Below are 20,759 nucleotides of genomic sequence, written 5' to 3'. Positions count from 1 at the left end.
AAAACGACACCCGCCCTGCTCAAGGCGCTCCGGCCCTGTCCAGCTTGAGGCCACCCCCTCGTCTTCAACTCAAGCCGCCCCTTTTTGCACGGCCTGGAAAGCCAGGACCCCATGACCACCGCATTCGGTGACTGTGCGAGATCGCTACCCCAGCGTCGCGCAACAATTGAGATCTGGGGTAATGGGTCCGGCTTTCGCCAGGACGACGATGAGAATAGGGACGCAGCCTCACGTTCTCGCGACATCATCTGTCCGATCCAGCGCGTCCTGACTTGCAAGGATGGCGGAGATGGAGTCGGAGTGAGCGTCTCAGCGGTCCTGTGCAACGAGGCGCGTGCCATCGTGACCGGTCACCGTCAGCCGCCGCACCATGCCCGGCACATCATCATCGATCGCGACCGGCAGGAAATGTTCGGTGCGGCCTTGCCGCTCGCTCTCGATCAGCACCTCCCGCGTCGCGCCGAACTCCGCATCAAGCCGGCGCTGCAGCGCGGCTTCGCCTGCCGTGCGCAGCCGCCTGGCACGCTCCTTGATCACGTCGCCCTCCACCTGCGGCATCCGCGCGGCCGGCGTGCCCGGACGGCGCGAATAGGGAAACACATGCAGGAAGGTGAGATCGCATTGCTCGACCAGATCAAGCGAGCGCGCAAACATCTCTTCGGACTCGGTCGGGAAGCCCGCGATGATGTCGGCACCGAACGCGATGTCTGGCCGCAGCCGGCGGACCTGCGCGCAGAAATCGATCGCGTCCTGGCGTGAATGCCGGCGCTTCATCCGCTTGAGGATCATGTCATCGCCGGACTGCAGCGACAGATGCAGATGCGGCATCAGCCGCGTATCGTTCGCGATGACATCGAGCAGGTCGCGATCCGCCTCGATCGAATCGATCGACGAGATGCGCAGCCGCTTCAGCTCGGGCACATGACGCAGGATCTGCCGGGTCAACTGGCCGAGTTTTGGCGCGCCCGGCAGGTCGGCGCCATAGCTCGTGAGATCGACGCCGGTCAGCACGATCTCGGCATGGCCGCGCTCGACCAGCGCGCAGACCTGATCGACTACCGCGCCCATCGCCACCGAGCGCGAATTGCCGCGGCCGTAGGGGATGATGCAGAAGGTGCAGCGATGATCGCAGCCGTTCTGCACCTGCACGAATGCGCGAGGCAGGCCGCGCTCGAAGCCGTCGAGCAGATGCGGCGCCATCTCGGTCACCGCCATGATGTCGGCGACCGCGACCTTTTCGCTCGCGTCGATGCCGAACGGCGCCTCGAACGCAGCGCGCGTCGCCTGCCAGGCGTCGCCGCGCATCTTCTCGTCATTGCCGACGACGCGATCGACCTCGGCCATGTCAGCGAACATCTGGCTTTGCGTCTGCGCCGCACAGCCCGTGACGACGATGCGCGCATGCGGGCGTTCGCGTTTCAGCTTGCGGATCGACTGCCGCGCCTGCGCCACCGCCTCGTTGGTGACGGCGCAACTGTTGATGACGATGGTGTCCGAAAGCCCCGCCTGCTCCGCCTCGCGGCGAATCACCTCAGATTCGAATGCGTTGAGGCGGCAGCCAAAGGTGACGACATCGACGCCCATAACCGATCTCACGCCCGATCAAGCGACGCTGGCGAACAGCGCCGGATCGAAGCGGCCCTCATATTCGAAATCGGCGGTGCCGGTCATCAGCACGTGATCGTCGCGCTCGCGCCACTCGATGCCGAGCTTGCCGCCGGGCAGTGTGATCTCGACGCTGCGGTTGGCGCGCTTCAGCCGCGCCGCCGCAACCGCCGTCGCGCACGCCGCCGAGCCGCACGCTTTGGTCAGGCCAGCGCCGCGCTCCCAGGTGCGGATCGTGATGTGGTCGCGATCGACGATGTGGGCCAACGTGATGTTGGCGCGCTCCGGAAAGATCGGATGGTTTTCCAGCAGCGGCCCGAAACGCTCGAGGTCGTAGGCATTGACGTCATCGACCCAGAAGATCGCATGCGGATTGCCCATCGAGACGACCGAGGGCGAGTGCAATACCGGATTGTCGATCGGCCCGACCTGCAGCTCGATGTAGCGGGTGTCGCGAAACTCCTCAGCCAGCGGAATGTCCTGCCAGCCGAACTTCGGCGCGCCCATGTCGACGGTGTAGAGATCGGGCGCCGGACCCTGCCAGCAATTGAGCAGGCCGGCACGGGTCTGGAACGTCGCTGATGTCTGGCCGGTCTTCTCGAAGATCCGCCGCACCACGCAACGCATGCCGTTGCCGCAGGCGCCGGCCTCCGAACCGTCATTGTTGTAGATCGAGATGAACGCTTCGGTGCCGTCGAGCCGCGGCGGCTGCAGCACCATCAGCTGGTCGTAGGGCACGCCACCGGCCGGCGAAGCCACCGCGCGCGCTTCCGCCGCCGACACCTGCGCCCGATCTTGTGCCTCGGAATCGCGCAGGTCGACGACGACGATCTCGTTGCCGATGCCGTTCATCTTGGCGAATGCGTGATTGGCGAGCGCGCTCATCGATTTTCCCAAATTCTGCCCGGTTATATGGCGAGTGATGGCCCGTTAGCCAGCCTGAATAGCCCCATGACACATCTGTCATGGGACGAATGCAGAACTTGCGTGTTAGGAATATCGCACCTCGCGGACCGCGCGCCGGGACAGATCGAGCGGCCGTTTGAGGCAGGGGATGGAGAATAGCCAATGAACCGTATCAACACGCTCCGCGCGGCCCTGGTCGCGCTGCTGCCCTTGGCCGCGATCGCACTGGCAAGCCCGGCCCCTGCCCAGTCGCCGTCAGCCTCGCCCGCTCCCGCGGCGAGCCCGAGCCCAACCCCGGCGCCTGCACCGTCGGCGACGCCGGTGCCCCCGCCGGCCGAGACCAAGTCGCCGGCCGACAGCCCGGCCGCAGCGCAGACCCCGACGCCGGCGCCGGCCGCCCCGGTGCAGACCGCCGACCCCTTCGGCGAACCGTTCACGCTGGAGCCGAAGAAGGTCGTGATGCTGAAGGGCACCGCCAATTGGGATTCCGCCTTCGACGCCCTGATCGAGGCGTTCAAGCAGCTCACCGCGCTGCTCGACAAGGACGGCGTCAAGGCAGCGGGCAATCCGATGATCGTCTACACCTCGACCGACGACACCGGCTTCACCTTCATCGCCGAGATCCCGGTCGATCAGGACGTCAAGAACCTCGGCAAGAACATGAGCATGGGCAATTCGCCTGACGGCAAGGCGCTGAAGTTCGTCCATCGCGGTTCCTACGACAACATGGACAACACCTATGAGGCGATCACCAATCACCTCGACGACAAGAAGCTCGAAGCCAAGGACACCTTTATCGAGGAATACATCACCGATCCGCTGAAGACCGCGGAGGACAAGCTTGTGATCAACGTCTACGTACCCCTGAAGTGAGCCAGATGACCCACCGTCTCCCCTTCGCCGCCACCCTGATCGCGACCACGCTGCTGGCCGCGCCCGTACTGGCCAATGACGACTTTCCGCCGGCGATTTCGGTCACCGGCGAGGCGACCGTGTCGGCGCCGCCCGACCAGGCGCAGCTCGACGCCGGCGTCACCACCGACGCCAAGACCGCACGCGAAGCCGCCGAAGCCAACAATGCGACGATGGGCAAGGTGCTGGCCGCGCTGAAGGGCGCCGGGATCGCGGAGAAGGACTTTCAGACCTCGCGGCTGTCGCTGCAACCGCAATTCGCCAATCGTGGGCCGTCGTCGCCGAGCGCCCCGCCCAGCATCGTCGGCTACCACGCGAGCAATCGCGTCACGATCCGGCTGCACGATGTAAGCAAGGTCGCCAGCGTCATCGACGTGCTGGTCGGCGCAGGCGCCAACGATATCGGCGGGCTCAATTTCTCGGCGTCGCAGGCCTCGAAGCTGCTCGACGACGCCCGCGAAAAGGCGATCGCCGACGCCCGCCGCAAGGCCGAGATCTACGCCAAGGCCGCCGGCGTCACGCTCGGTGCCCCCGTCAATATCGCGGAGGTCGGCTCGGCGCCGGTCCCGGTGTTCCGCACCAAGATGGCCACGGCCGGCTTCGCCGCGCCGACGCCGGTGGCGCAGGGCGAGGAAACGCTGACGGTCAACGTCAGCGTCTCCTGGGCGATCAGGGAGAAGTAGCGATTGTCGTCCCGGCGAAGGTCCGGACGACACTAAGTCTCGAACGCCTGCCCCTGCCTCAGCAGGCGTAGCCCGGATGGAGCGCAGCGCAATCCGGGGCCGACCTCTCCGCGGATGGACTTTCCCGGATTACGCTACGCTTCATCCGGCATACTTATCTCTCTAAATCTCGAACACCTGTCCTGGCTTCAGCGTCAGAAACTTCTCGCGCAGCACCTTGGCCGCGTCGAGCGCCTCGGTGAGCGCGATCGCCGGCGCGTCGATCGCTTCGTCGGTCAGCTGGAACGTGCCGTGGTGATGCGCCAGCGCTTGCGCCGCGCCGCAGTCGACCAGCGCCTTGACCGCATCCTCCGGATTCATGTGCTGGTCGCGCATGAACCAGCGCGGCTCGTAGGCGCCGATCGGCAGGATCGCGAGCCGCAACGGACCATGCGCCTCGGCCACCCGGCGGAAATGCCCCCCGTTGCCGTAACCGGAATCGCCGACGATGTAGAGCTTGCCGGCCGGCGTCTCCAGAACAAAACTCGCCCACAGCGCCTTGTTGCGATCGAACAGCCCGCGCGCCGACCAGTGCCGCGTCGGCACCAGCGTCGCGGCAAGGCCATTGCCAAGCTCGACGCGCTGATGCCAGTCGAACGCCTCGGCTTTGATTGCGGCATCGGATTCGCGCATCGTGACGTCGTTGCCGAGCGGCGTGATCACGCGAGGACCAAATGCCCCCGCAAGTCTCGACAGCGTCGCGACGTCGAGATGATCGTAGTGGCCGTGCGACACCAGCACGACATCGATACTGGGCAGTTTCTCGAATGCGATGCCGGGATCGTTGCGCCGCTTCGGCCCGGCGAAGCTGAACGGTGAGGCACGCATCGACCAGACCGGATCGAACAGGATGTTGAGGCCCGCGGTCTGGATCAGCCAGCTGGCATGACCGACGAAACAGAACCGCACCTTGTCGCCGTCGACGCGGGGCGGCGGCGTATCGGCATGGGGGCTTGGCGCCCATTCCGGCCAGACCGCGCGCTGCCGGCGGCCCCCGAACTGCCAGCGCAGCACCTCACCAAGCGATTTCGGCGGCGAGCCGTCCGGATCGAAGAAGTGCAGGCCGTCGAAATGATCGGAGACGGGGCCGTCGTAGGTTTTCATGTAGATCATCCAGATCGAGGGCACGCCGATCGCCGAGGCGGCTCCGGTCAAGGTTGCAAGCAGGCGGCGGCGGGTGATCAGCACGCGGGTTCCGAAATAGGAGGCAGGCTCCGGTTATATGGGTGGCAGCGGCGAATTCGGAACCAATACGGCAAATCGACGTGATTTCAGTACTTTACTGTCCAAACTGAGCGGATTTCAGCGAAACTTTCCTTGACTTTGCCGCCCCGGCAGCGTTTAACCCGACCACTTTCTCGGAAAGCTCCGTCTTTTCGACCCGCCGACTGGTCCTGGAGGCCAGAGGCCAACGCCCGACAGCGCGATGCGCCCTCGGGCGCGAAAGTGTTTGGACCATCGTCTTGGGCTGACGCCAAGGCGGACTATGTGGTCATCACCCGCAAAAGCGGGTCATGACCAGAAGCGAAAGAAGCGCGCTCACGGGCGCAACGAAGGACAACGGCATTGTTCGACAATCTGTCGGAACGGCTTGGTGGCATTCTCGATCGTCTGACGGGGCGCGGCGCGCTGACCGAAAAGGACGTCGATGCCGCGATGCGCGAGGTGCGCCGCGCGCTGCTCGAAGCTGACGTCGCGCTCGAGGTGGTCCGCAGCTTCATCGACCGGGTCCGCGAGCAGGCGATCGGCGCCACCGTCGTCAAGTCGGTGACGCCGGGCCAGATGGTGGTGAAGATCGTCCATGACGAGCTCGTCGCCACGCTCGGTTCCGACGGCCAGACCATCGATATCAACTCCGTGCCCCCGGTGCCGATCATGATGGTCGGTCTGCAAGGCTCCGGTAAGACCACCACCACCGCAAAGCTCGCGCGCCGCATGGTCCAGCGCGACAAGCGCAAGGTGCTGATGGCCTCGCTCGACGTCTACCGCCCGGCGGCGATGGAGCAGCTCGCGGTGCTCGGCCGCGATCTCGATATTCCGACGCTGCCGATCGTCGCCGGCCAGATGCCGCCGCAGATCGCAAGGCGCGCGTTAGAGGCCGGCAAGCTCGGCGGCTACGACGTCGTGCTGCTCGACACCGCCGGCCGCACCACGCTCGACGAAGACATGATGAAGGAGGCGGCCGAGATCAAAGCCGCCGCCAACCCGCATGAAGTGCTGCTGGTCGCGGATAGCCTCACCGGCCAGGACGCGGTCAACCTCGCACGCTCGTTCGATGAGCGCGTCGGCCTCACCGGCATCGTGCTGACCCGCGTCGACGGCGACGGCCGCGGCGGCGCCGCGCTGTCGATGCGCGCCGTCACCGGCAAGCCGATCAAGCTGATCGGCACCGGCGAAAAGACCGACGCGCTGGAAGACTTCCATCCGAACCGCATCGCCGGCCGCATCCTCGGCATGGGCGACGTCGTCTCGCTGGTCGAGAAGGCCGCCGCCAATATCGACGCCGAGAAGGCCGCGCGCACCGCCGAGCGGATGCGCAAGGGTCAGTTCGATCTCAACGACATGCGCGAACAGCTGCAGCAGATGGCCAATATGGGCGGCATCGGCGGCCTGATGGGCATGATGCCCGGCATCTCCAAGATGAAGAACCAGATCGCGGCGGCCGGCATCGACGACAAGATCCTGAAGCGCCAGGTCGCGATCATCGATTCGATGACGCGGCAGGAGCGCAAGAACCCGGACATCTTGAAGGCGAGCCGCAAGAAGCGCATCGCGGCGGGCGCCGGCCAGAGCGTCGAGCACGTCAACAAGCTCTTGAAGATGCACCGGAACATGGCCGACATGATGAAGGCCATGGGAAGCGGCAAGCGCGGCCCGCTCGCCGGCATCGCGCAGGCGATGGGTTTTGGCGGCGGCATGAAGCCGCCCTCGGCCGAGGAGATGAAGGCGCTCGCCGAGAAGATGCAGGGCGGCGCCGGCGGCGGCCTGCCGAACCTGCCGAAGGATCTGCCCGCGGGCCTGCGCGGCGGCCTGCCGAACGTGCCAGGCCTGACCGGCCTTTCCGGCAAGCCGATGCTGCCGGGCCTCGGCGGCTTCCCGGGCAAGAAGAAATGAGGAATTCGTCGCGACGGCTCACACGGGACCGGCGCGACGCGGAATGCCAATCAATCGAACACATCGACCTTTGAAGGAGAACTGAATGTCCGTTGTTATCCGCCTCGCTCGCGCAGGCACCAAGAAGCGTCCGGTCTATCACGTCGTCGTCGCCGACTCGCGCTTCCCGCGCGATGGCCGCTTCATCGAGCGTCTCGGCCACTTCAACCCGCTGCTGCCGAAAGACAACGAGTCGCGCCTGAAGCTCGACATGGACAAGGTGAAGGCCTGGCTCGCCAAGGGCGCGCAGCCGTCGGATCGCGTGACCCGCTTCCTCGACGCCGCCGGCGTCAAGAAGCGCGCGCCGCGCAACAACCCGGAAAAGGCCGTGCCGCGCAAGGAGCGCAAGGCGCAGGCCGAAGCCGCCGCCAAGGCTTAAGGCTGAACGGCGACCACGGTGGCTGCACCGGTCTGTGTCGCCCGTATCGGCGCTGCGCATGGCGTGCGCGGCGCCGTCAGGCTTTGGACCTTCACCGAAGATCCGCTGGCCGTGAAGGACTACGGCCCGCTGATGACCAAGGACGGCACGCGCCAGTTCGAGGTCACGCATGCGCGCGAGGCCAAGGACCATCTGGTGGTGACGCTGAAGGGCGTCGCCAGCCGCGATGATGCCGAACGACTCAACGGGCTCGAGCTCTACGTTCCGCGCGACCGGCTGCCGGACACCGACGACGGCGAATATTACCACACCGATTTGATCGGGCTCGCCGCGGTGACGACGACGGAGCAGCCGCTCGGCAAGGTGATCGCGATCCACAATTTCGGCGCCGGCGACATCATCGAGATCGCCCCGCCGCAGGGCGCGACGATGCTGCTGCCCTTCACCAACGCCGTGGTGCCGACTGTCGATCTCGACGGCGGCCGCGTGGTGATCGACTTGCCCACGGAAATCGACGGCGACGATCCGTCGGCCGCCTGAACCAAAAATATCAGCCCGTCATCCGGCCCTGCTGCTCGAGCCAGTCGCAGAACACCGCGCTGTGCGGATCGTTGCTGCGGCCTGCGGGAAAATACGCGAAGTAGCTCCGCGCCGGCAGGCTGACATCCGGAAACGGCGTCACCAGGCGCCCGGCCGCGAGATCGTCCGCGATCAGCGCGGTCGGTCCCATCGCAACGCCGAGGCCGTCGAGCGCGGCCTGGATCGTCAGATAGAAATGATCGAAGGTCAGTGCCGCCGCCGGCTCCAGCGCGGATTGCCCGGCCTCGGCGAGCCAGTCGCGCCACAGCCGCGGCATCGACGTGACATGCAGCAGCGTGTGCCTGGAGAGATCTGCGATCTCATTGAGCGGCAGCTGCGCTGATAGCGACGGACTGCACACCGGCAATCTCCGCTCCGACACCAGGAAGCGTGACGAGAAGCCGTGGAAGGTGTCGGGGCCACCGCGGATCACGACGTCGAACGTATCCGGCAGCGCATCCACCGGATCGTTCGACGTGCTCAGGCGCACCTCGATATCGGGATGCTCGGCGCGAAACCGGCTCATCCGCGGTAATAGCCAGCGCAGGCTGAAGGTCGCGAGCGCATTGACGCGCAACACCGCGACCGCTGCATCGCCACGCCGCTCGCGATGCTGCTGCACGGCGGCGGAAATCCGGTCGAGCGCGGGTGCGAACTCTGCCAGCAATGCCGCGCCTGCCGGCGTCAGCACCACACGCCGCACCGATCGCCGAAACAGCGACGGCTCGCCCAGCCATTCCTCGAGCAGGCGGATCTGCTGACTGACCGCGCCATGGGTCACGCTGAGCTCGGCGGCGGCCTCCTTGAAGCTGCCGAGGCGCGCGGCGGCCTCGAAGGCGCGGACCGCATTGAGTGGCGGCAGGCTGCGGCGTGGGACGAACATGATTCCTCAATACAAGATTTTCTAACGCATGATCCGACTATGACTGATTTGTGACAACGGCCTTGGCCGCGCATACTGCATACAAGCTGCTTATATAGCTTTCTTTTTTGAGGTCCCTCCCGATGCTCACCCGTCCCAACTTTAGATTTTCTTGCACCGGAGGGCGGCAATGAGCGTATCGGCTGAAACCGGCGCGGCGCGACCCGACCGTGCCCGGCCAACCCGCACCCTGACCGTGACCGGGCTCAATCACGCCCTCCACGACGGCTACACCGACGTCATCTACGTGCTGCTGCCGGTCTGGCAGGCCGAATTCGCGCTGAGCTACGGCCTGCTGGCGCTGCTGCGCGGGCTCTATGCCGGCGCCATGGCCGGGCTGCAGATTCCGGTCGGCCGTATCGCGGAGCGGATCGACGGCAAGGTCATCCTGATCGCGGGCACGGCGCTGTCGGCGCTTGGCTACGCGTTTGCCGGATTCTCCGGCGGTGTCATTGGCCTTGGCCTCGCCCTCGCGCTCTCCGGCGCGGGGTCGAGCACGCAGCATCCGATCGCTTCCGCCGCGGTGTCGCGTGCCTATGGCACGGCGGCACGCGGGCCGCTCGGCATCTACAATTTCACCGGTGATCTCGGCAAGGCCGCAATCCCGGCGCTGACCTCGATCCTGCTCGTGATCATGTCGTGGCGGCACACGCTGCTCGTGCTCGCTCTCGCAGGCTTGCTGGTCGCGATCTGCATCGCGCTCTGGATGCCCTCGGTCGGCAAGGGCGCCGAGCACAAGGCGACATCAGCATCGCGCGGCGCCAGCACAGGCGGCGGCTTTCGCTGGCTGCTCGCGATCGGAATCCTCGACACCGCGGTCAGGATGGGCTTTCTCACCTTCCTGCCGTTCCTGTTGCGCGACAAGGGCGCCTCGCTACCGACCAATGGCCTCGCGCTGGCGCTGGTCTTCATCGGCGGCGCCGCGGGAAAATTCACCTGCGGCTGGCTCGGCGAGCGGGTCGGCACGTTGCGCACCGTGCTGATCACCGAAGGCGGCACGGCGGCGCTGATCGTCGCCGCGCTGGCGCTGCCACTTGCACCGGCCATCGTGCTGCTGCCGGTGCTCGGCGTGATGCTCAACGGCACGTCATCGGTGCTCTACGGCACGGTGCCCGAGCTTACCCCCGCGCATCAGACAGAGCGCGCCTTCGCGCTGTTCTATACCGGAACGATCGGATCGGGCGCGATCGCGCCGGTGCTCTACGGCCTGCTTGGCGACGCACTCGGCCCGACGCTCGCCACCGCTGCGACCGCGCTCACGGCGCTGGCGATCTGTCCGCTGGCAGTGGCGCTCGCGCGGCATCTCGCCGACGATCCAACGACGGCGTGAGGCTTAATTGGCCCAGGTCTTGTAGCCCGGATGGAGCGAAGCGCAATCCGGGGCCGCTCCTCGTTGCTTGCATGATTCCCGGATTGCGCTTCGCCTCATCCGGGCTACTTAAGCAATGGTGTCACGGAGCATCCCAATGACAAGCACGCACAAGGCCTGGCGGCTGCACGCCCACAATGATCTCCGCTTCGAGGATGTCGCGACGCCGAGGCCCGCACCCGACGGCGTCGTGGTGCGGATCGAGGCCGGCATGGTGCTGTCCTATACCAACAGGCTTTTGTCCGGCGCGTTGCCCTACAGCCTGCCGCCGATGCCGTTCGTGCCGGGCACCAATGCGATCGCGCGCGTCGTCGCCACCGGCGAGAACGTCACCCATGTGCAATGCGGCGACCGCGTGTTCCTCAGCCCGCATCTGCGCGGCGACGTGCCGGATCGCGATCCGCCGCAGATCCTGATCGGCCTCACCGCGACGGTGACGACGCCGGAAGCGTTCGCCTTGCAGGCGCGCTGGCGCGACGGCGTGTTCGCGGAGATCGCGCACTGGCCGGCCGCCTGCGTCACGCCGCTTGCCAATCTCGACGACAAGCCGGCCACCGAATTGATCGGGCTCGCAAAACTGATCGTGCCGTTCGGCGGATTGCAGCGCTCCGGCCTGCGCGGCGGCCAGACCATCGTCATCAACGGCGCGACCGGCTATTTCGGTTCGGGCGGCGTGATGCTCGCGGTCGCGATGGGCGCGGGCCGCGTCGTTGCGGTCGGACGCAAAGAGACCGCGCTCGAGCAGTTGCGCGATGCGTTCGGCCCGCGCGTCATTCCCGCCGTTGTCAGCGGCGATGCCGCAGCCGACCTTGCGGTCATCCGCCGCGCCGCTGGCGGCACCGCCGATGTCGCGCTCGATTTGCTCGGCGCCGCCAAGAGCACGTCGACCACACTGTCCTCTCTGCGCGCGCTCAGGCGTGGCGGTCGGATGGTGCTGATGGGCAGCGCCGAGGTGCCGCTCGAGCTCTCGTTCCGCGAGATGCTGGCCAACGATTGGGAGGTGGTCGGACAGTTCATGTACGACCGCACGGCACCAGGCCAGCTCGCCGGCCTCGCCGCCGAAGGCTTGCTGGACCTGCGCAAGATCAATGTCGCGAGCTTCAAGCTTGCCGACTTCCGCCGTGCGGTGGATGCGGCCGCGATGATGCAGAGCCTCGACCTCACGGCCGTGGTGCCGTAACCAGAGGCCATGACATCGCAAGAGACCCCAGCCCCGGCGACACCATGGCGCGCCACCGTGCTGACCCTGTTCCCGGACATGTTTCCGGGGCCACTCGGCGTGAGCCTCGCCGGCAAGGCGCTGGCCGGCGGACTGTGGTCGCTGGAGGCTCGCGACATCCGGGCCTCGGCCACCGACAAGCACCGCAGCGTCGACGACACGCCGGCCGGCGGCGGCCCGGGCATGGTGCTGCGGGCCGATGTCCTGGCGGCGGCGATCGACGCCGCTAACATCGCGCCTGACCGCCCGCGCCTCTTGATGAGCCCGCGCGGTCGGCCATTGACCCAGACCCAGGTCGCGGAGCTGGCGACCGGGCCCGGCCCCCTGATCGTCTGTGGCCGCTTCGAGGGCATCGACCAGCGGGTGATCGAGGCGCGGGGCCTCGAGGAGGTCTCGATCGGCGATTATGTGCTGTCCGGCGGCGAAATCGCCGCGATGGCCCTGATCGACGCCTGCGTCCGCCTGCTGCCGGGGGTAATGGGCAAGCAGGCCTCGGGAACCGAGGAAAGCTTTTCCGAAGGGCTACTGGAATACCCCCAATACACCCGCCCGCAGGAGTTCGAGGGCCGGCCAATCCCGGAAATCCTGATTTCCGGCGATCACGCCAAGGTCGCGGCTTGGCGGCTGGCCCAGTCCGAGGCCCTGACGGCGGCCCGGCGGCCCGATCTCTGGGCCCGCAAGGCCGGCCAAAAAGCCTCGCGGCGAGGGACAAAAAACACGACAGACGGGTGACAAACCCTGCGCTTTGCCTTATACGGGCGGCCAAATCCGCACCCGCGCAGGATAGATGGACGTTTGCGCAGCCCGCGAAAGGCTGGGCGCGCCGCCGATGGAGATTTCAATGAACCTTATTCAGCAGCTCGAAAAAGAGCAGTTCGACAAGCTCGCCGCCACCAAGGATATCCCGGAATTCGGACCCGGCGACACCGTCATCGTCAACGTGAAGGTGGTCGAAGGCGAGCGTACCCGCGTACAGGCCTATGAAGGCGTTTGCATCGGTCGTTCCGGCCAGGGCCTCAACGAGAGCTTCACCGTGCGCAAGATCTCCTACGGCGAAGGCGTCGAGCGCGTCTTCCCGGTGATGTCGCCGATGATCGACTCGATCAAGGTCGTGCGTCGCGGCAAGGTTCGTCGCGCCAAGCTTTATTATCTGCGCAACCTGCGCGGCAAGTCGGCCCGCATCGTCGAGAAGCAGGACCGTCAGACCGCCGTCGGCGAGTAACGTTTCCCGCATAGCGTTTTCGAGCGAAGTGGGGACCGGTTCGCGTCAAGCAAACGCGTCAAAACAAGAAGCGGATGTGACCGAAAGCGCGGGGCCTGCCCCCGCGCTTTTTTGTTGCGGCATACCTATCTGACGTGCAGGTCCGCGCATGGATCGATTGTCGCGGGCGCGAGCCCTGTGTTAGAAATTTGGAATGGTTCCGGATCAAGCAAGCCAGCGCTGTCCAAGTCAGTGCTCAAGTCAGACCTGCAAGCGCGTCGTGATCGACGATCGCTCGCGGCTGCCCGGCCGCTTCTTCGGGCGCTTTGCGACATCGGCAACGTCTGAGCTTAGACGCGCAGCGTAACGCTGCCTGGACGCTTTTCGCCTGTCCGCGCGCTTAAGACGCGCTCATGCCATTCCACCACTGATTTTCTTCTGGAGCTGAAGCTCATGTCCAAACCGACCACGCTGTACGACAAGATCTGGAACGACCATCTGGTCCACGAGGCCGAGGACGGCACCTGCCTGCTCTATATCGATCGCCATCTGGTGCACGAGGTGACCTCGCCGCAGGCGTTCGAAGGGCTGCGCGCCGCCGGCCGCAAGGTGCACGCGCCCGAGAAGACGCTCGCCGTCGTCGACCACAACATCCCGACCACCGACCGCTCGAAGCCGAACCCCGACCCTGAAAGCATCGAGCAGATGCGGGTGATGGCAGAGAACGCCAAGGAATTCGGCATCGAGTATTACAACGAGTTCGACAAACGCCAGGGCATCGTTCACGTCATCGGCCCGGAGCAGGGTTTTACGCTGCCCGGCACCACCATCGTCTGCGGTGACAGCCACACCTCGACGCATGGCGCGTTCGGCGCGCTCGCGCACGGCATCGGCACCTCCGAGGTCGAGCACGTGCTGGCGACGCAGACGCTGATCCAGAAGAAGGCCAAGAACATGCGCGCGATCGTCGACGGCAAGTTGCCCGAAGGCGTGACCGGCAAGGACATCATCCTGGCGATCATCGGCGAGATCGGCACCGCCGGCGGCACCGGCTACGTGCTGGAATATGCCGGAGAGGCGATCCGTGCGCTCTCGATGGAAGGCCGCATGACGGTCTGCAACATGTCGATCGAAGGCGGCGCGCGCGCCGGCCTGGTTGCGCCCGACCAGAAGGCGTTCGACTTCCTGCGCGGCCGCCCGAAGGCCCCGAAGGGCGCCGCCTGGGACGCCGCGATGCGCTACTGGGAGACGCTGCGCTCCGACGAGGGCGCGCATTTCGACCACGAAATCCGCCTCGATGCCGCCAAGCTGCCGCCGATCGTCACCTGGGGCACGAGCCCTGAGGACGTCATCTCGGTGACCGGCTTCGTGCCCGATCCGGACAAGATCGCGGACGAGGCCAAGCGCATCTCCAAGCATCGCGCGCTGAAATATATGGGCCTGTCCGCCGGTACGAAGATCACCGACATCAAGCTCGACCGCGTCTTCATCGGCTCCTGCACCAACGGCCGCATCGAGGATCTGCGTGCCGCTGCGAAGATCGCCGAGGGCAAGACCGTCAACGCCAACGTCAACGCGATGATCGTGCCGGGCTCGGGCATCGTGAAGGAGCAGGCGGAAGCCGAAGGCCTCGACAAGATATTCATTGCGGCCGGCTTCGACTGGCGCGAGCCGGGCTGCTCGATGTGCCTTGCGATGAACCCGGACAAGCTGAAGCCGGAAGAGCGCTGCGCCTCGACCTCGAACCGCAACTTCGAGGGCCGCCAGGGCTTCAAGGGCCGCACCCATCTGGTGTCGCCGGCGATGGCCGCGGCCGCCGCGATCGCCGGACACTTCGTCGACGTCCGCGACTGGCGGTAAGGTACGCGCAGGTTTCGTCTCAAGCTCGAGCCGTTTCGGAAACGGCTCGTTAACGGGGCGCACGCACACTGCCTCCTTGCGAAAACGAGCCTTCGCAAGGAGCGCGTGCCGTGGCCGATAAACCCGAATTCGTCGACATGATCAGCGAGGCGACGCGCCAGAAGCGCCGTCGTGCCGTGACGCGCATCATCGACCCGCTTCCCGAGGTGAAGGAAACCTCGCGCCTCAGCCATTGGCCGCCGGAGCGCTGGACGCAATGGCGGATGGAAAACCTGACGCCGTGGAAGATAAAGTCCTGGAAGCTGAAGAACTGGGATTAGCGCTTCTTGCTTGACGGTTTCTTCACGCCAACCGGCGTTCACTTCGCTCGAACACGCTCCGGCGCGCAAAGAGAGTGACCCAACAAGACGGGCGCCGTGAGGCGCCCGCTGTCGTTTCAGACTTTACCAATAGACCCGGTACGGCCGCCAGTAGTGGCGGTGGTGCCACCATGGCCGGCAGATCCGGCGCGGACCGTAATAGGTCCAGACCACCCGGCAACGGCGGTGATGATAGTAGGCCGGGTAATAGTAGGACGATCCGTAGAAGAAGCGCCGATGATGGAAGTGTCGGCGGTAGTACGGCCGATAGCCGTAGCGGTAACCGCCGCCATAGAAGCGGTGGTAACCGCCATAATGGCGATGGAAGCCGCCACCATGGAAGCCGCGGAACCCACCGCCGTGAAACCCGCCACCGCGGAAGCCGCCACCATGAAAACCTCCACCGCCGTGGCCACCGCCGTGCCGGACCTGGGTCGTCATGGCATCGGCCGCAGACTTTGCCGCGGGCGCGGTGCCCGGGCTCACCAGCGACAGCGCTTCGGCGCGCTGCTGCGAAGCGACCGACAACGCGAAGACCGCGGCCGCCGCAACGCCGAGACGGCGCACCAATCCGCGCCGCAAATAGCTCTCCCTCATCTCTGAACCTCCCTGACAACGGCAACGAGCACCACGCTGCATGGCAGCAGGCTTCATTGCGTTCATTGCAGTCGCTCCCGGCATCACGCTAGAAACCGCTGAGTGAATGCGCCATGAACGCGCAAAACGCAGCGACGAAACGTCCGGAGGAACGCCAGTGACTGTCTATGTGATCGTGCAACTCAAGATGACCGATCGCGCCGCCTATGATCGGTATCAGGCGCGCTTCTTCGACGTGTTCAGGAAGTTCAATGGACGCCTGCTGTCGGCAGACGAGCAGCCCGCGGTGCTCGAGGGCAGCTGGGATCGCGACAAGCTGGTTCTGATGTCGTTCCCTGACGAAGCCGCATTCCGTGCCTGGTCGGAGTCGCCCGAGTATGTCGAGATCTCGAGGGATCGCAAGGCGGGTGCGCAGGGCGTTGTGCTGCTGGCGAAGGGCTTCGCGCCCTGAGGCGGACGGAGCAGCTCCGATCGGAGCTGCTCCGTTGTTGCACGGCTGATGTCGCGCCCGGCGCGACTGCGCGCATTACCAGAACGGGCCGAACCCGAAGCCGAAGGTGAATGGCGCCGGCGCGGCATATGGGTACGGCCGATAGTAAGAGGGCCTCCCGTAGTAATAGGAGCCGTACGGCCGATAATCGGAGTAGGGCCGGTAGTACGGCCGGTAGCCGTGGTGATGGTGGCGACGATGGTAGTGGTGATGATGGCGCTGCGCGCTGATATCAGTTGCCTTGCCTGCTTGCCGCTGTGGTGCCGCGGCCTGCGGCTTGGCTGCTGCCGCGGCGGTTGCCGATGCCGGCGCTGTCAACGCGAATGCACACGCGACAGCCGCAACACCGATCCATCTCATCATGATCAACTCCTGCAGATTGCGATTGATATCATCCCGCGTGGGCGAATCTGCCGGTTTGATGGCTGAGAACGACAACAGGCCCGCCGCTCACGGGCCTGTGTCTCAACTGCGCTGATACGCCGCGCGATCAACGGCGCCAGTGGCGACGATGCCCCCAGCCCCAGCCGCGGTGATGTCCGCGATGCCAGCCACGATGCCAGCCGCGCCCGCCCCAGCGTACCTGCGTGCTCGCCTGGTTCGCGTTGTCCTGAACCGTTGCGGCTGTGCCCGGCGTGGCGAGCGACATCGCGCTTGCACGCTCGGCCGGCGCCGCCAATACCAACACGGCACCGACAGCCGCGAGCCCCAGAACCTTCATCGCTTTCATGAATTGTCTCCTTGATCCCTTGAAGTCACGTCTTGCAACGACGACCCGAACTTCTGCTTGACGCGTTTTCCTTACGCAAACCGGTATCCATCCCGCATCACGTGCGGGACAGGCTTCGCTGGAAAACGCTTGAGCTTTCGAATCGACCCGTTGCCGCGACGCAGATCGCTAGCAGAATGCGGACGACGTGAATGGAAAGTGAATAACTGCGCCACGATCATGAATGCTGCCAGCGCGCTTCAGGTTCCGACACAGCCGCAGGATTTTCGTGTCAATGCGTAAATCCGGCATAGACGATGGTCGCATGGTGTGGGAACGGCAGGATTGATCGCGGCTGTTGCGATGATCGGCGCGACGCGCCGACATCTGCGTAACTAGCCCGGCCGCCAGAAGCAGTTCATGCGCGGCGTGATCACCGTACCGCTCGGCCGGTGCTCCTGCACATAAGTCGCGGTGCAGTCGCGCACGGCGTTCGGACCGGGATTGTAGCGCGGGATGACATCGGGTTCCCAATGATCGGGTTGGGACCGGTAGATCGGCACGCGCTTCAGCCGGCGGCGCTCGACGACGCGCTCGCGCACGACCGGTGCCGCCTCGCCGACGCGCGCCTCAGCTGCCGCGCTCTGTGCCTGCGCCTCCGCTGCCGGGAGCGAGAGCCCGACTGCACCAGCCAACAGCGCTACCGCCACGATCCGTTTCATTACGCCCACCCAAGCTCGATTCTTGAGCCCCATTCGTGGGCAGCACGGTCTCCCATTGCGCCGCCAAGGTCAACTGCGCTGGCGCCGCCGATAGCACTCGCGCTAAAGGAGTGTCATGTGGACCACAGAAAAAGCCCCCTCGCTCGCCGAGATGGAGGCCATGGCGCACGAGGTTTTCGAGCGCCTGCCCAAGGCGTTCCGGGCCCTCTGCGAGGGTCTGATCATCCGCGTCGACGATTTCCCGACCGACGAGGTGCTCGACGAGATGCAGGCCGAGAGCGAGTTCGACCTGCTCGGCCTGTTTCACGGCATCGGCCTGCCACAGCGGAGCCATGGCGACGTGGCCCGGCTGCCGAACCTGATCTGGCTGTACCGCCGGCCGATCCTGGACTACTGGGCCGAACACGACGAGACCCTCGGTCACATCATCCGCCACGTGCTGATCCATGAGATTGGGCACCATTTCGGCCTCTCCGACGCCGATATGGAGGCGATTGAGGCCGATGCGGGCTAAAACGGAAAAGGGCTGCAGCCCTGCAGAAATGGCCCTTTTACCGCTGTCACATTCGCGATAAACATCCTGCCGATATCCGCTATCTTTTGCCTGGGAAGAGCACCGATGGACAAGTTCACCACGCTGGAAGGCGTCGCGGCGCCGCTGAAGATCATCAATGTCGACACCGACATGATCATTCCGAAGCAGTACCTCAAGACCATCAAGCGTACCGGCCTTGGCAAGGGGCTTTTCTCCGAGCAGCGTTACAAGGATGACGGCAGCGAGAACCCGGATTTCGTCCTCAACCAGCCCGCCTATCGCAACGCGAAGGTGCTGGTCGCCGGCGACAATTTCGGCTGCGGCTCGAGCCGCGAGCACGCACCTTGGGCACTGCTCGATTTCGGCATCCGCTGCGTGGTCTCGACCTCGTTCGGCGACATCTTCTACAACAACTGCTTCAAGAACGGCATCCTGCCGATCCGCGTGTCGCAGGAGGACCTCGACAAGCTGTTCGACGACGCCGAGCGCGGCGCCAACGCGACGCTGACCATCGACCTCCCCAACCAGGAGATCCGCGGTCCGGACGGCGGCAAGGTCAAGTTCGAGATCGACCCGTTCCGCAAGCACTGCCTGATCAACGGCCTCGACGACATCGGCCTGACGATGGAGAAGAAGACGTCGATCGACAGCTACGAGGCCAAGCTCAAGGAACGTGCCTGGGCTTGAGGCTCAGCGCATCATCGTGCCCCGGTGCCGTCAGGCGCCGGGGCTTTTCTTTGCCAAATTCGCTCGCCGCAAACCCGCTGATAGCTGACGCGCATGCTGCCTGACATCGTCACCTTCTGGCACGGCTCGATGGACGCACTGCGTCAGACCTGCCTGCGCTCGCAGGCGGCGGCGGGGCACAAGGTCACCGTCTACAGCTTCGATCCGATTCCCGGCCTGCCCGACGGTATCGGCAATGCCGAAGCCGAGGCCGTGCTGCCGCATTCGTTCGCGGAGAAGCTGCGCCCGGCGGAGCCCGACGGCTCGTGGCGCGACTGGACCATGCTGCAGTTCAGCGACTTCTTCCGCATGCGCCTGATGGCGCAGCGCGCCGGCCTCTGGCTCGACGCCGACGTGCTGCTGCTGAAGGGCGTCGAGTTCGATCCGGCAAAGCCCTATTTTGCCTGGGAGCGGCCGCGGCAGCTCGGCAACTCCGTGCTGTATCTGCCGCAGGATGATCCGATCGTGCGCGCCTTCGAGGCGCTGATGCAGCAGGACGAGTTGATCCCGGACTGGCTGGCGCTGCGGCACCGCCTGACCTTTGCGATGCGCCGGCTGCGCGGCAAATCCAACCGCCTCGCCGACATTCGCGTCGCGATCTACGGCCCGGCGGCGCTGACCGCGCTGGCGCGCCGCGCCGGCGAATTGCAGCACGCGCTGCCGAAGCGTTCGTTCTATGCGGTACACGCCGAGCCGAGACTGTTCTTCGAGCCGTCGGATTTTTCGCGCTACTTGAACGATCCCGGGATCATCGGCCTGCATATCTCGCCGAAGGGACGCGGCAAGGAGGCGCCGATCCCCGGCAGCCTCTATGCGTGGGCGGCGGAGCATTTCGGACAGGGTTGACCTGTTTGATCTGGCGCAACAGCGGATTGCGCCATTGTGGTCTTATTGGACAGGCTCTCACCGTCGGAGGGGTCCGCCATGACCACCGAAGCAAAGGTTTACCCCGTTCTCCGATACTTGATCGACGTTTTCGGCGATTGGCTGAAGCATCGCAAGGAACTCGGCGAATTGCGGGAGCTCGATACCGCAAGCTTCAACCAGATTGCGAGCGACCTGCGAATCAGCCCGGGCGACCTCAATGAGTTGGTGCGCCAGGGGTCACACAGTGCCGACGAACTGCCAAAGCTGCTTGAGGCGCTCGGAATCGATCAAGAGAAACTGGCACGCACCGAGCCTCTGGTTCTGCGCGACATGGAGCGGGTCTGCAGCCTGTGTAACCACAAGCGTCAATGCGAGGATGACCTCGCTGCCGGCGTCTCGCCTGCGCGCTATCATCGATATTGTCTTAACGCTTCGACGATCGATGCCTTGGGCGATTTGGTCGAGAAGTGAACACGGGTCGGCTAGCTAGCGAGGTGTCGGGATGCAGGGTCGGCAGGTCGCTTGGTACCGCGTGGCATTGGCCTTGACGGTTGCGGCGGCGGCGCTCTTTCTATTGCGTATGCACAATGCCAATGGCGCCGAACCACAATCGGAAAGCATTACCGCGGGACGTAGGCTGGCCGAGGCCTGGTGCATGGAATGCCATACGATCGGTGCGGTCGCGGCGGGCGCGAAGAGAGTGCCGCCGGATTTCGCCGCAATCGCCAACCGGCCCTCGACGACGGCCCTCTCGCTCAAGGTATTCCTGCAGACTAGTCACCCGACGATGCCTAACATCATCATTGGGCCGGGCCAGGCCGACGACCTCGTCGACTACATTCTGAGCCTAAAATATAGGTAGAGCGTTTTCGAGCGAAGCGGATACCGGTTCGCGTGAAGAAAACGCGTCAAGACAAGGAGCAAGAG

25 protein-coding genes are annotated in these 20,759 nt (G+C 65.3%); 17 read left to right on the top strand and 8 right to left on the bottom strand.

Annotated elements, in window-relative coordinates; genetic code table 11:
• Positions 1–309: 309 nt before the first annotated feature.
• Both mtaB and dapF read right to left on the bottom strand, forming a co-directional pair.
• On the bottom strand, positions 310–1,584 hold the full coding sequence (gene mtaB, locus E2I15_RS31610) for a tRNA (N(6)-L-threonylcarbamoyladenosine(37)-C(2))-methylthiotransferase MtaB (RefSeq protein WP_137483262.1): 1,275 nt from the start codon (positions 1,582–1,584) through the stop codon (positions 310–312).
• Between the two features lie 18 nt (positions 1,585–1,602).
• Complete coding sequence (dapF, locus tag E2I15_RS31605) at positions 1,603–2,490, bottom strand: diaminopimelate epimerase (protein ID WP_137483263.1); 888 nt, start codon at positions 2,488–2,490, stop codon at positions 1,603–1,605.
• A 183-nt stretch (positions 2,491–2,673) separates the two neighbouring features.
• On the opposite strand from dapF, the gene E2I15_RS31600 reads away from it, so the two are divergent.
• Positions 2,674–3,384, top strand: a complete 711-nt coding sequence (locus E2I15_RS31600; RefSeq protein ID WP_137483264.1) for a GyrI-like domain-containing protein — start codon at positions 2,674–2,676, stop codon at positions 3,382–3,384.
• 5 nt (positions 3,385–3,389) lie between these two features.
• Positions 3,390–4,106, top strand: a complete 717-nt coding sequence (locus tag E2I15_RS31595; protein WP_137483265.1) for an SIMPL domain-containing protein — start codon at positions 3,390–3,392, stop codon at positions 4,104–4,106.
• 162 nt (positions 4,107–4,268) lie between these two features.
• On the opposite strand, the gene E2I15_RS31590 is transcribed toward E2I15_RS31595, so the two are convergent.
• Positions 4,269–5,333, bottom strand: a complete 1,065-nt coding sequence (locus E2I15_RS31590) for an MBL fold metallo-hydrolase (protein ID WP_170991787.1) — start codon at positions 5,331–5,333, stop codon at positions 4,269–4,271.
• Between the two features lie 378 nt (positions 5,334–5,711).
• Between E2I15_RS31590 and ffh the strand changes: the two genes are divergently transcribed.
• From ffh to rimM, 3 genes are all read left to right on the top strand, one after another.
• The gene (gene ffh, locus E2I15_RS31585; protein WP_018269389.1) at positions 5,712–7,259 is read left to right on the top strand and encodes a signal recognition particle protein; all 1,548 of its coding nucleotides are present in this window, start codon (positions 5,712–5,714) and stop codon (positions 7,257–7,259) included.
• Between the two features lie 85 nt (positions 7,260–7,344).
• Positions 7,345–7,677 carry a 30S ribosomal protein S16 gene (gene rpsP / locus E2I15_RS31580; protein ID WP_016847621.1) on the top strand — a complete coding sequence of 111 codons (333 nt, stop codon included), beginning with the start codon at positions 7,345–7,347 and terminating at the stop codon, positions 7,675–7,677.
• A gap of 18 nt (positions 7,678–7,695) precedes the next feature.
• Positions 7,696–8,217, top strand: a complete 522-nt coding sequence (gene rimM / locus E2I15_RS31575) for a ribosome maturation factor RimM (RefSeq protein ID WP_137483266.1) — start codon at positions 7,696–7,698, stop codon at positions 8,215–8,217.
• Between the two features lie 10 nt (positions 8,218–8,227).
• On the opposite strand, the gene gcvA is transcribed toward rimM, so the two are convergent.
• Complete coding sequence (gene gcvA, locus E2I15_RS31570) at positions 8,228–9,139, bottom strand: transcriptional regulator GcvA (RefSeq protein ID WP_137483267.1); 912 nt, start codon at positions 9,137–9,139, stop codon at positions 8,228–8,230.
• Positions 9,140–9,308: 169 nt separating this feature from the next.
• On the opposite strand from gcvA, the gene E2I15_RS31565 reads away from it, so the two are divergent.
• From E2I15_RS31565 to E2I15_RS31540, 6 genes are all read left to right on the top strand, one after another.
• Positions 9,309–10,508, top strand: a complete 1,200-nt coding sequence (locus E2I15_RS31565) for an MFS transporter (protein WP_137483268.1) — start codon at positions 9,309–9,311, stop codon at positions 10,506–10,508.
• Between the two features lie 136 nt (positions 10,509–10,644).
• Positions 10,645–11,727: a quinone oxidoreductase family protein gene (locus E2I15_RS31560; RefSeq protein ID WP_137483269.1), complete on the top strand. Its 1,083-nt coding sequence runs from the start codon at positions 10,645–10,647 to the stop codon at positions 11,725–11,727.
• A 9-nt stretch (positions 11,728–11,736) separates the two neighbouring features.
• A complete protein-coding gene (gene trmD / locus E2I15_RS31555; protein ID WP_137483270.1) occupies positions 11,737–12,498 on the top strand; it encodes a tRNA (guanosine(37)-N1)-methyltransferase TrmD in 762 nt (253 codons plus the stop codon).
• Between the two features lie 109 nt (positions 12,499–12,607).
• Positions 12,608–12,988 (top strand): 50S ribosomal protein L19, encoded by a 381-nt coding sequence (gene rplS, locus E2I15_RS31550; protein WP_018269387.1) that lies wholly within the window; start codon positions 12,608–12,610, stop codon positions 12,986–12,988.
• Between the two features lie 432 nt (positions 12,989–13,420).
• On the top strand, positions 13,421–14,827 hold the full coding sequence (leuC, locus tag E2I15_RS31545) for a 3-isopropylmalate dehydratase large subunit (RefSeq protein WP_137483271.1): 1,407 nt from the start codon (positions 13,421–13,423) through the stop codon (positions 14,825–14,827).
• Between the two features lie 110 nt (positions 14,828–14,937).
• Positions 14,938–15,147 carry a hypothetical protein gene (locus E2I15_RS31540; protein ID WP_137483272.1) on the top strand — a complete coding sequence of 70 codons (210 nt, stop codon included), beginning with the start codon at positions 14,938–14,940 and terminating at the stop codon, positions 15,145–15,147.
• A 123-nt stretch (positions 15,148–15,270) separates the two neighbouring features.
• On the opposite strand, the gene E2I15_RS31535 is transcribed toward E2I15_RS31540, so the two are convergent.
• On the bottom strand, positions 15,271–15,783 hold the full coding sequence (locus E2I15_RS31535) for a hypothetical protein (RefSeq protein WP_137483273.1): 513 nt from the start codon (positions 15,781–15,783) through the stop codon (positions 15,271–15,273).
• A gap of 157 nt (positions 15,784–15,940) precedes the next feature.
• Between E2I15_RS31535 and E2I15_RS31530 the strand changes: the two genes are divergently transcribed.
• Positions 15,941–16,234 carry a DUF1330 domain-containing protein gene (locus E2I15_RS31530; protein WP_170991788.1) on the top strand — a complete coding sequence of 98 codons (294 nt, stop codon included), beginning with the start codon at positions 15,941–15,943 and terminating at the stop codon, positions 16,232–16,234.
• A 75-nt stretch (positions 16,235–16,309) separates the two neighbouring features.
• Here E2I15_RS31530 and E2I15_RS31525 read toward each other — a convergent pair whose 3' ends face one another.
• From E2I15_RS31525 to E2I15_RS31515, 3 genes are all read right to left on the bottom strand, one after another.
• Positions 16,310–16,636, bottom strand: coding sequence for a hypothetical protein (locus E2I15_RS31525; protein WP_155262667.1), 327 nt, complete (start codon positions 16,634–16,636; stop codon positions 16,310–16,312).
• Between the two features lie 127 nt (positions 16,637–16,763).
• Positions 16,764–17,003: a Slp family lipoprotein gene (locus E2I15_RS31520; RefSeq protein WP_137483276.1), complete on the bottom strand. Its 240-nt coding sequence runs from the start codon at positions 17,001–17,003 to the stop codon at positions 16,764–16,766.
• A 374-nt stretch (positions 17,004–17,377) separates the two neighbouring features.
• Positions 17,378–17,704 carry a hypothetical protein gene (locus E2I15_RS31515; RefSeq protein ID WP_137483277.1) on the bottom strand — a complete coding sequence of 109 codons (327 nt, stop codon included), beginning with the start codon at positions 17,702–17,704 and terminating at the stop codon, positions 17,378–17,380.
• Between the two features lie 115 nt (positions 17,705–17,819).
• Here E2I15_RS31515 and E2I15_RS31510 point away from each other — a divergent pair, with 115 nt between their 5' ends.
• The 5 genes from E2I15_RS31510 (at position 17,820) to E2I15_RS31490 (ending at position 20,694) form a co-directional block, all read left to right on the top strand.
• On the top strand, positions 17,820–18,218 hold the full coding sequence (locus E2I15_RS31510) for a metallopeptidase family protein (RefSeq protein ID WP_137483278.1): 399 nt from the start codon (positions 17,820–17,822) through the stop codon (positions 18,216–18,218).
• 105 nt (positions 18,219–18,323) lie between these two features.
• Positions 18,324–18,926 carry a 3-isopropylmalate dehydratase small subunit gene (gene leuD / locus E2I15_RS31505; protein ID WP_137483279.1) on the top strand — a complete coding sequence of 201 codons (603 nt, stop codon included), beginning with the start codon at positions 18,324–18,326 and terminating at the stop codon, positions 18,924–18,926.
• 93 nt (positions 18,927–19,019) lie between these two features.
• Positions 19,020–19,811 carry a hypothetical protein gene (locus E2I15_RS31500; protein WP_137483280.1) on the top strand — a complete coding sequence of 264 codons (792 nt, stop codon included), beginning with the start codon at positions 19,020–19,022 and terminating at the stop codon, positions 19,809–19,811.
• A 78-nt stretch (positions 19,812–19,889) separates the two neighbouring features.
• Positions 19,890–20,303 carry a hypothetical protein gene (locus E2I15_RS31495; RefSeq protein ID WP_137483281.1) on the top strand — a complete coding sequence of 138 codons (414 nt, stop codon included), beginning with the start codon at positions 19,890–19,892 and terminating at the stop codon, positions 20,301–20,303.
• A gap of 31 nt (positions 20,304–20,334) precedes the next feature.
• Positions 20,335–20,694 carry a c-type cytochrome gene (locus E2I15_RS31490; RefSeq protein WP_137483282.1) on the top strand — a complete coding sequence of 120 codons (360 nt, stop codon included), beginning with the start codon at positions 20,335–20,337 and terminating at the stop codon, positions 20,692–20,694.
• The last annotated feature ends 65 nt before the right edge of the window (positions 20,695–20,759 follow it).

The sequence above is a fragment of the Bradyrhizobium sp. BR2003 genome (assembly GCF_009720285.1).
Classification (GTDB): Bacteria; Pseudomonadota; Alphaproteobacteria; order Rhizobiales; family Xanthobacteraceae; genus Bradyrhizobium; species Bradyrhizobium elkanii.
Note: the sequence above shows the minus strand (reverse complement) of the source record. Positions and strands in the feature narration are given on the sequence as shown.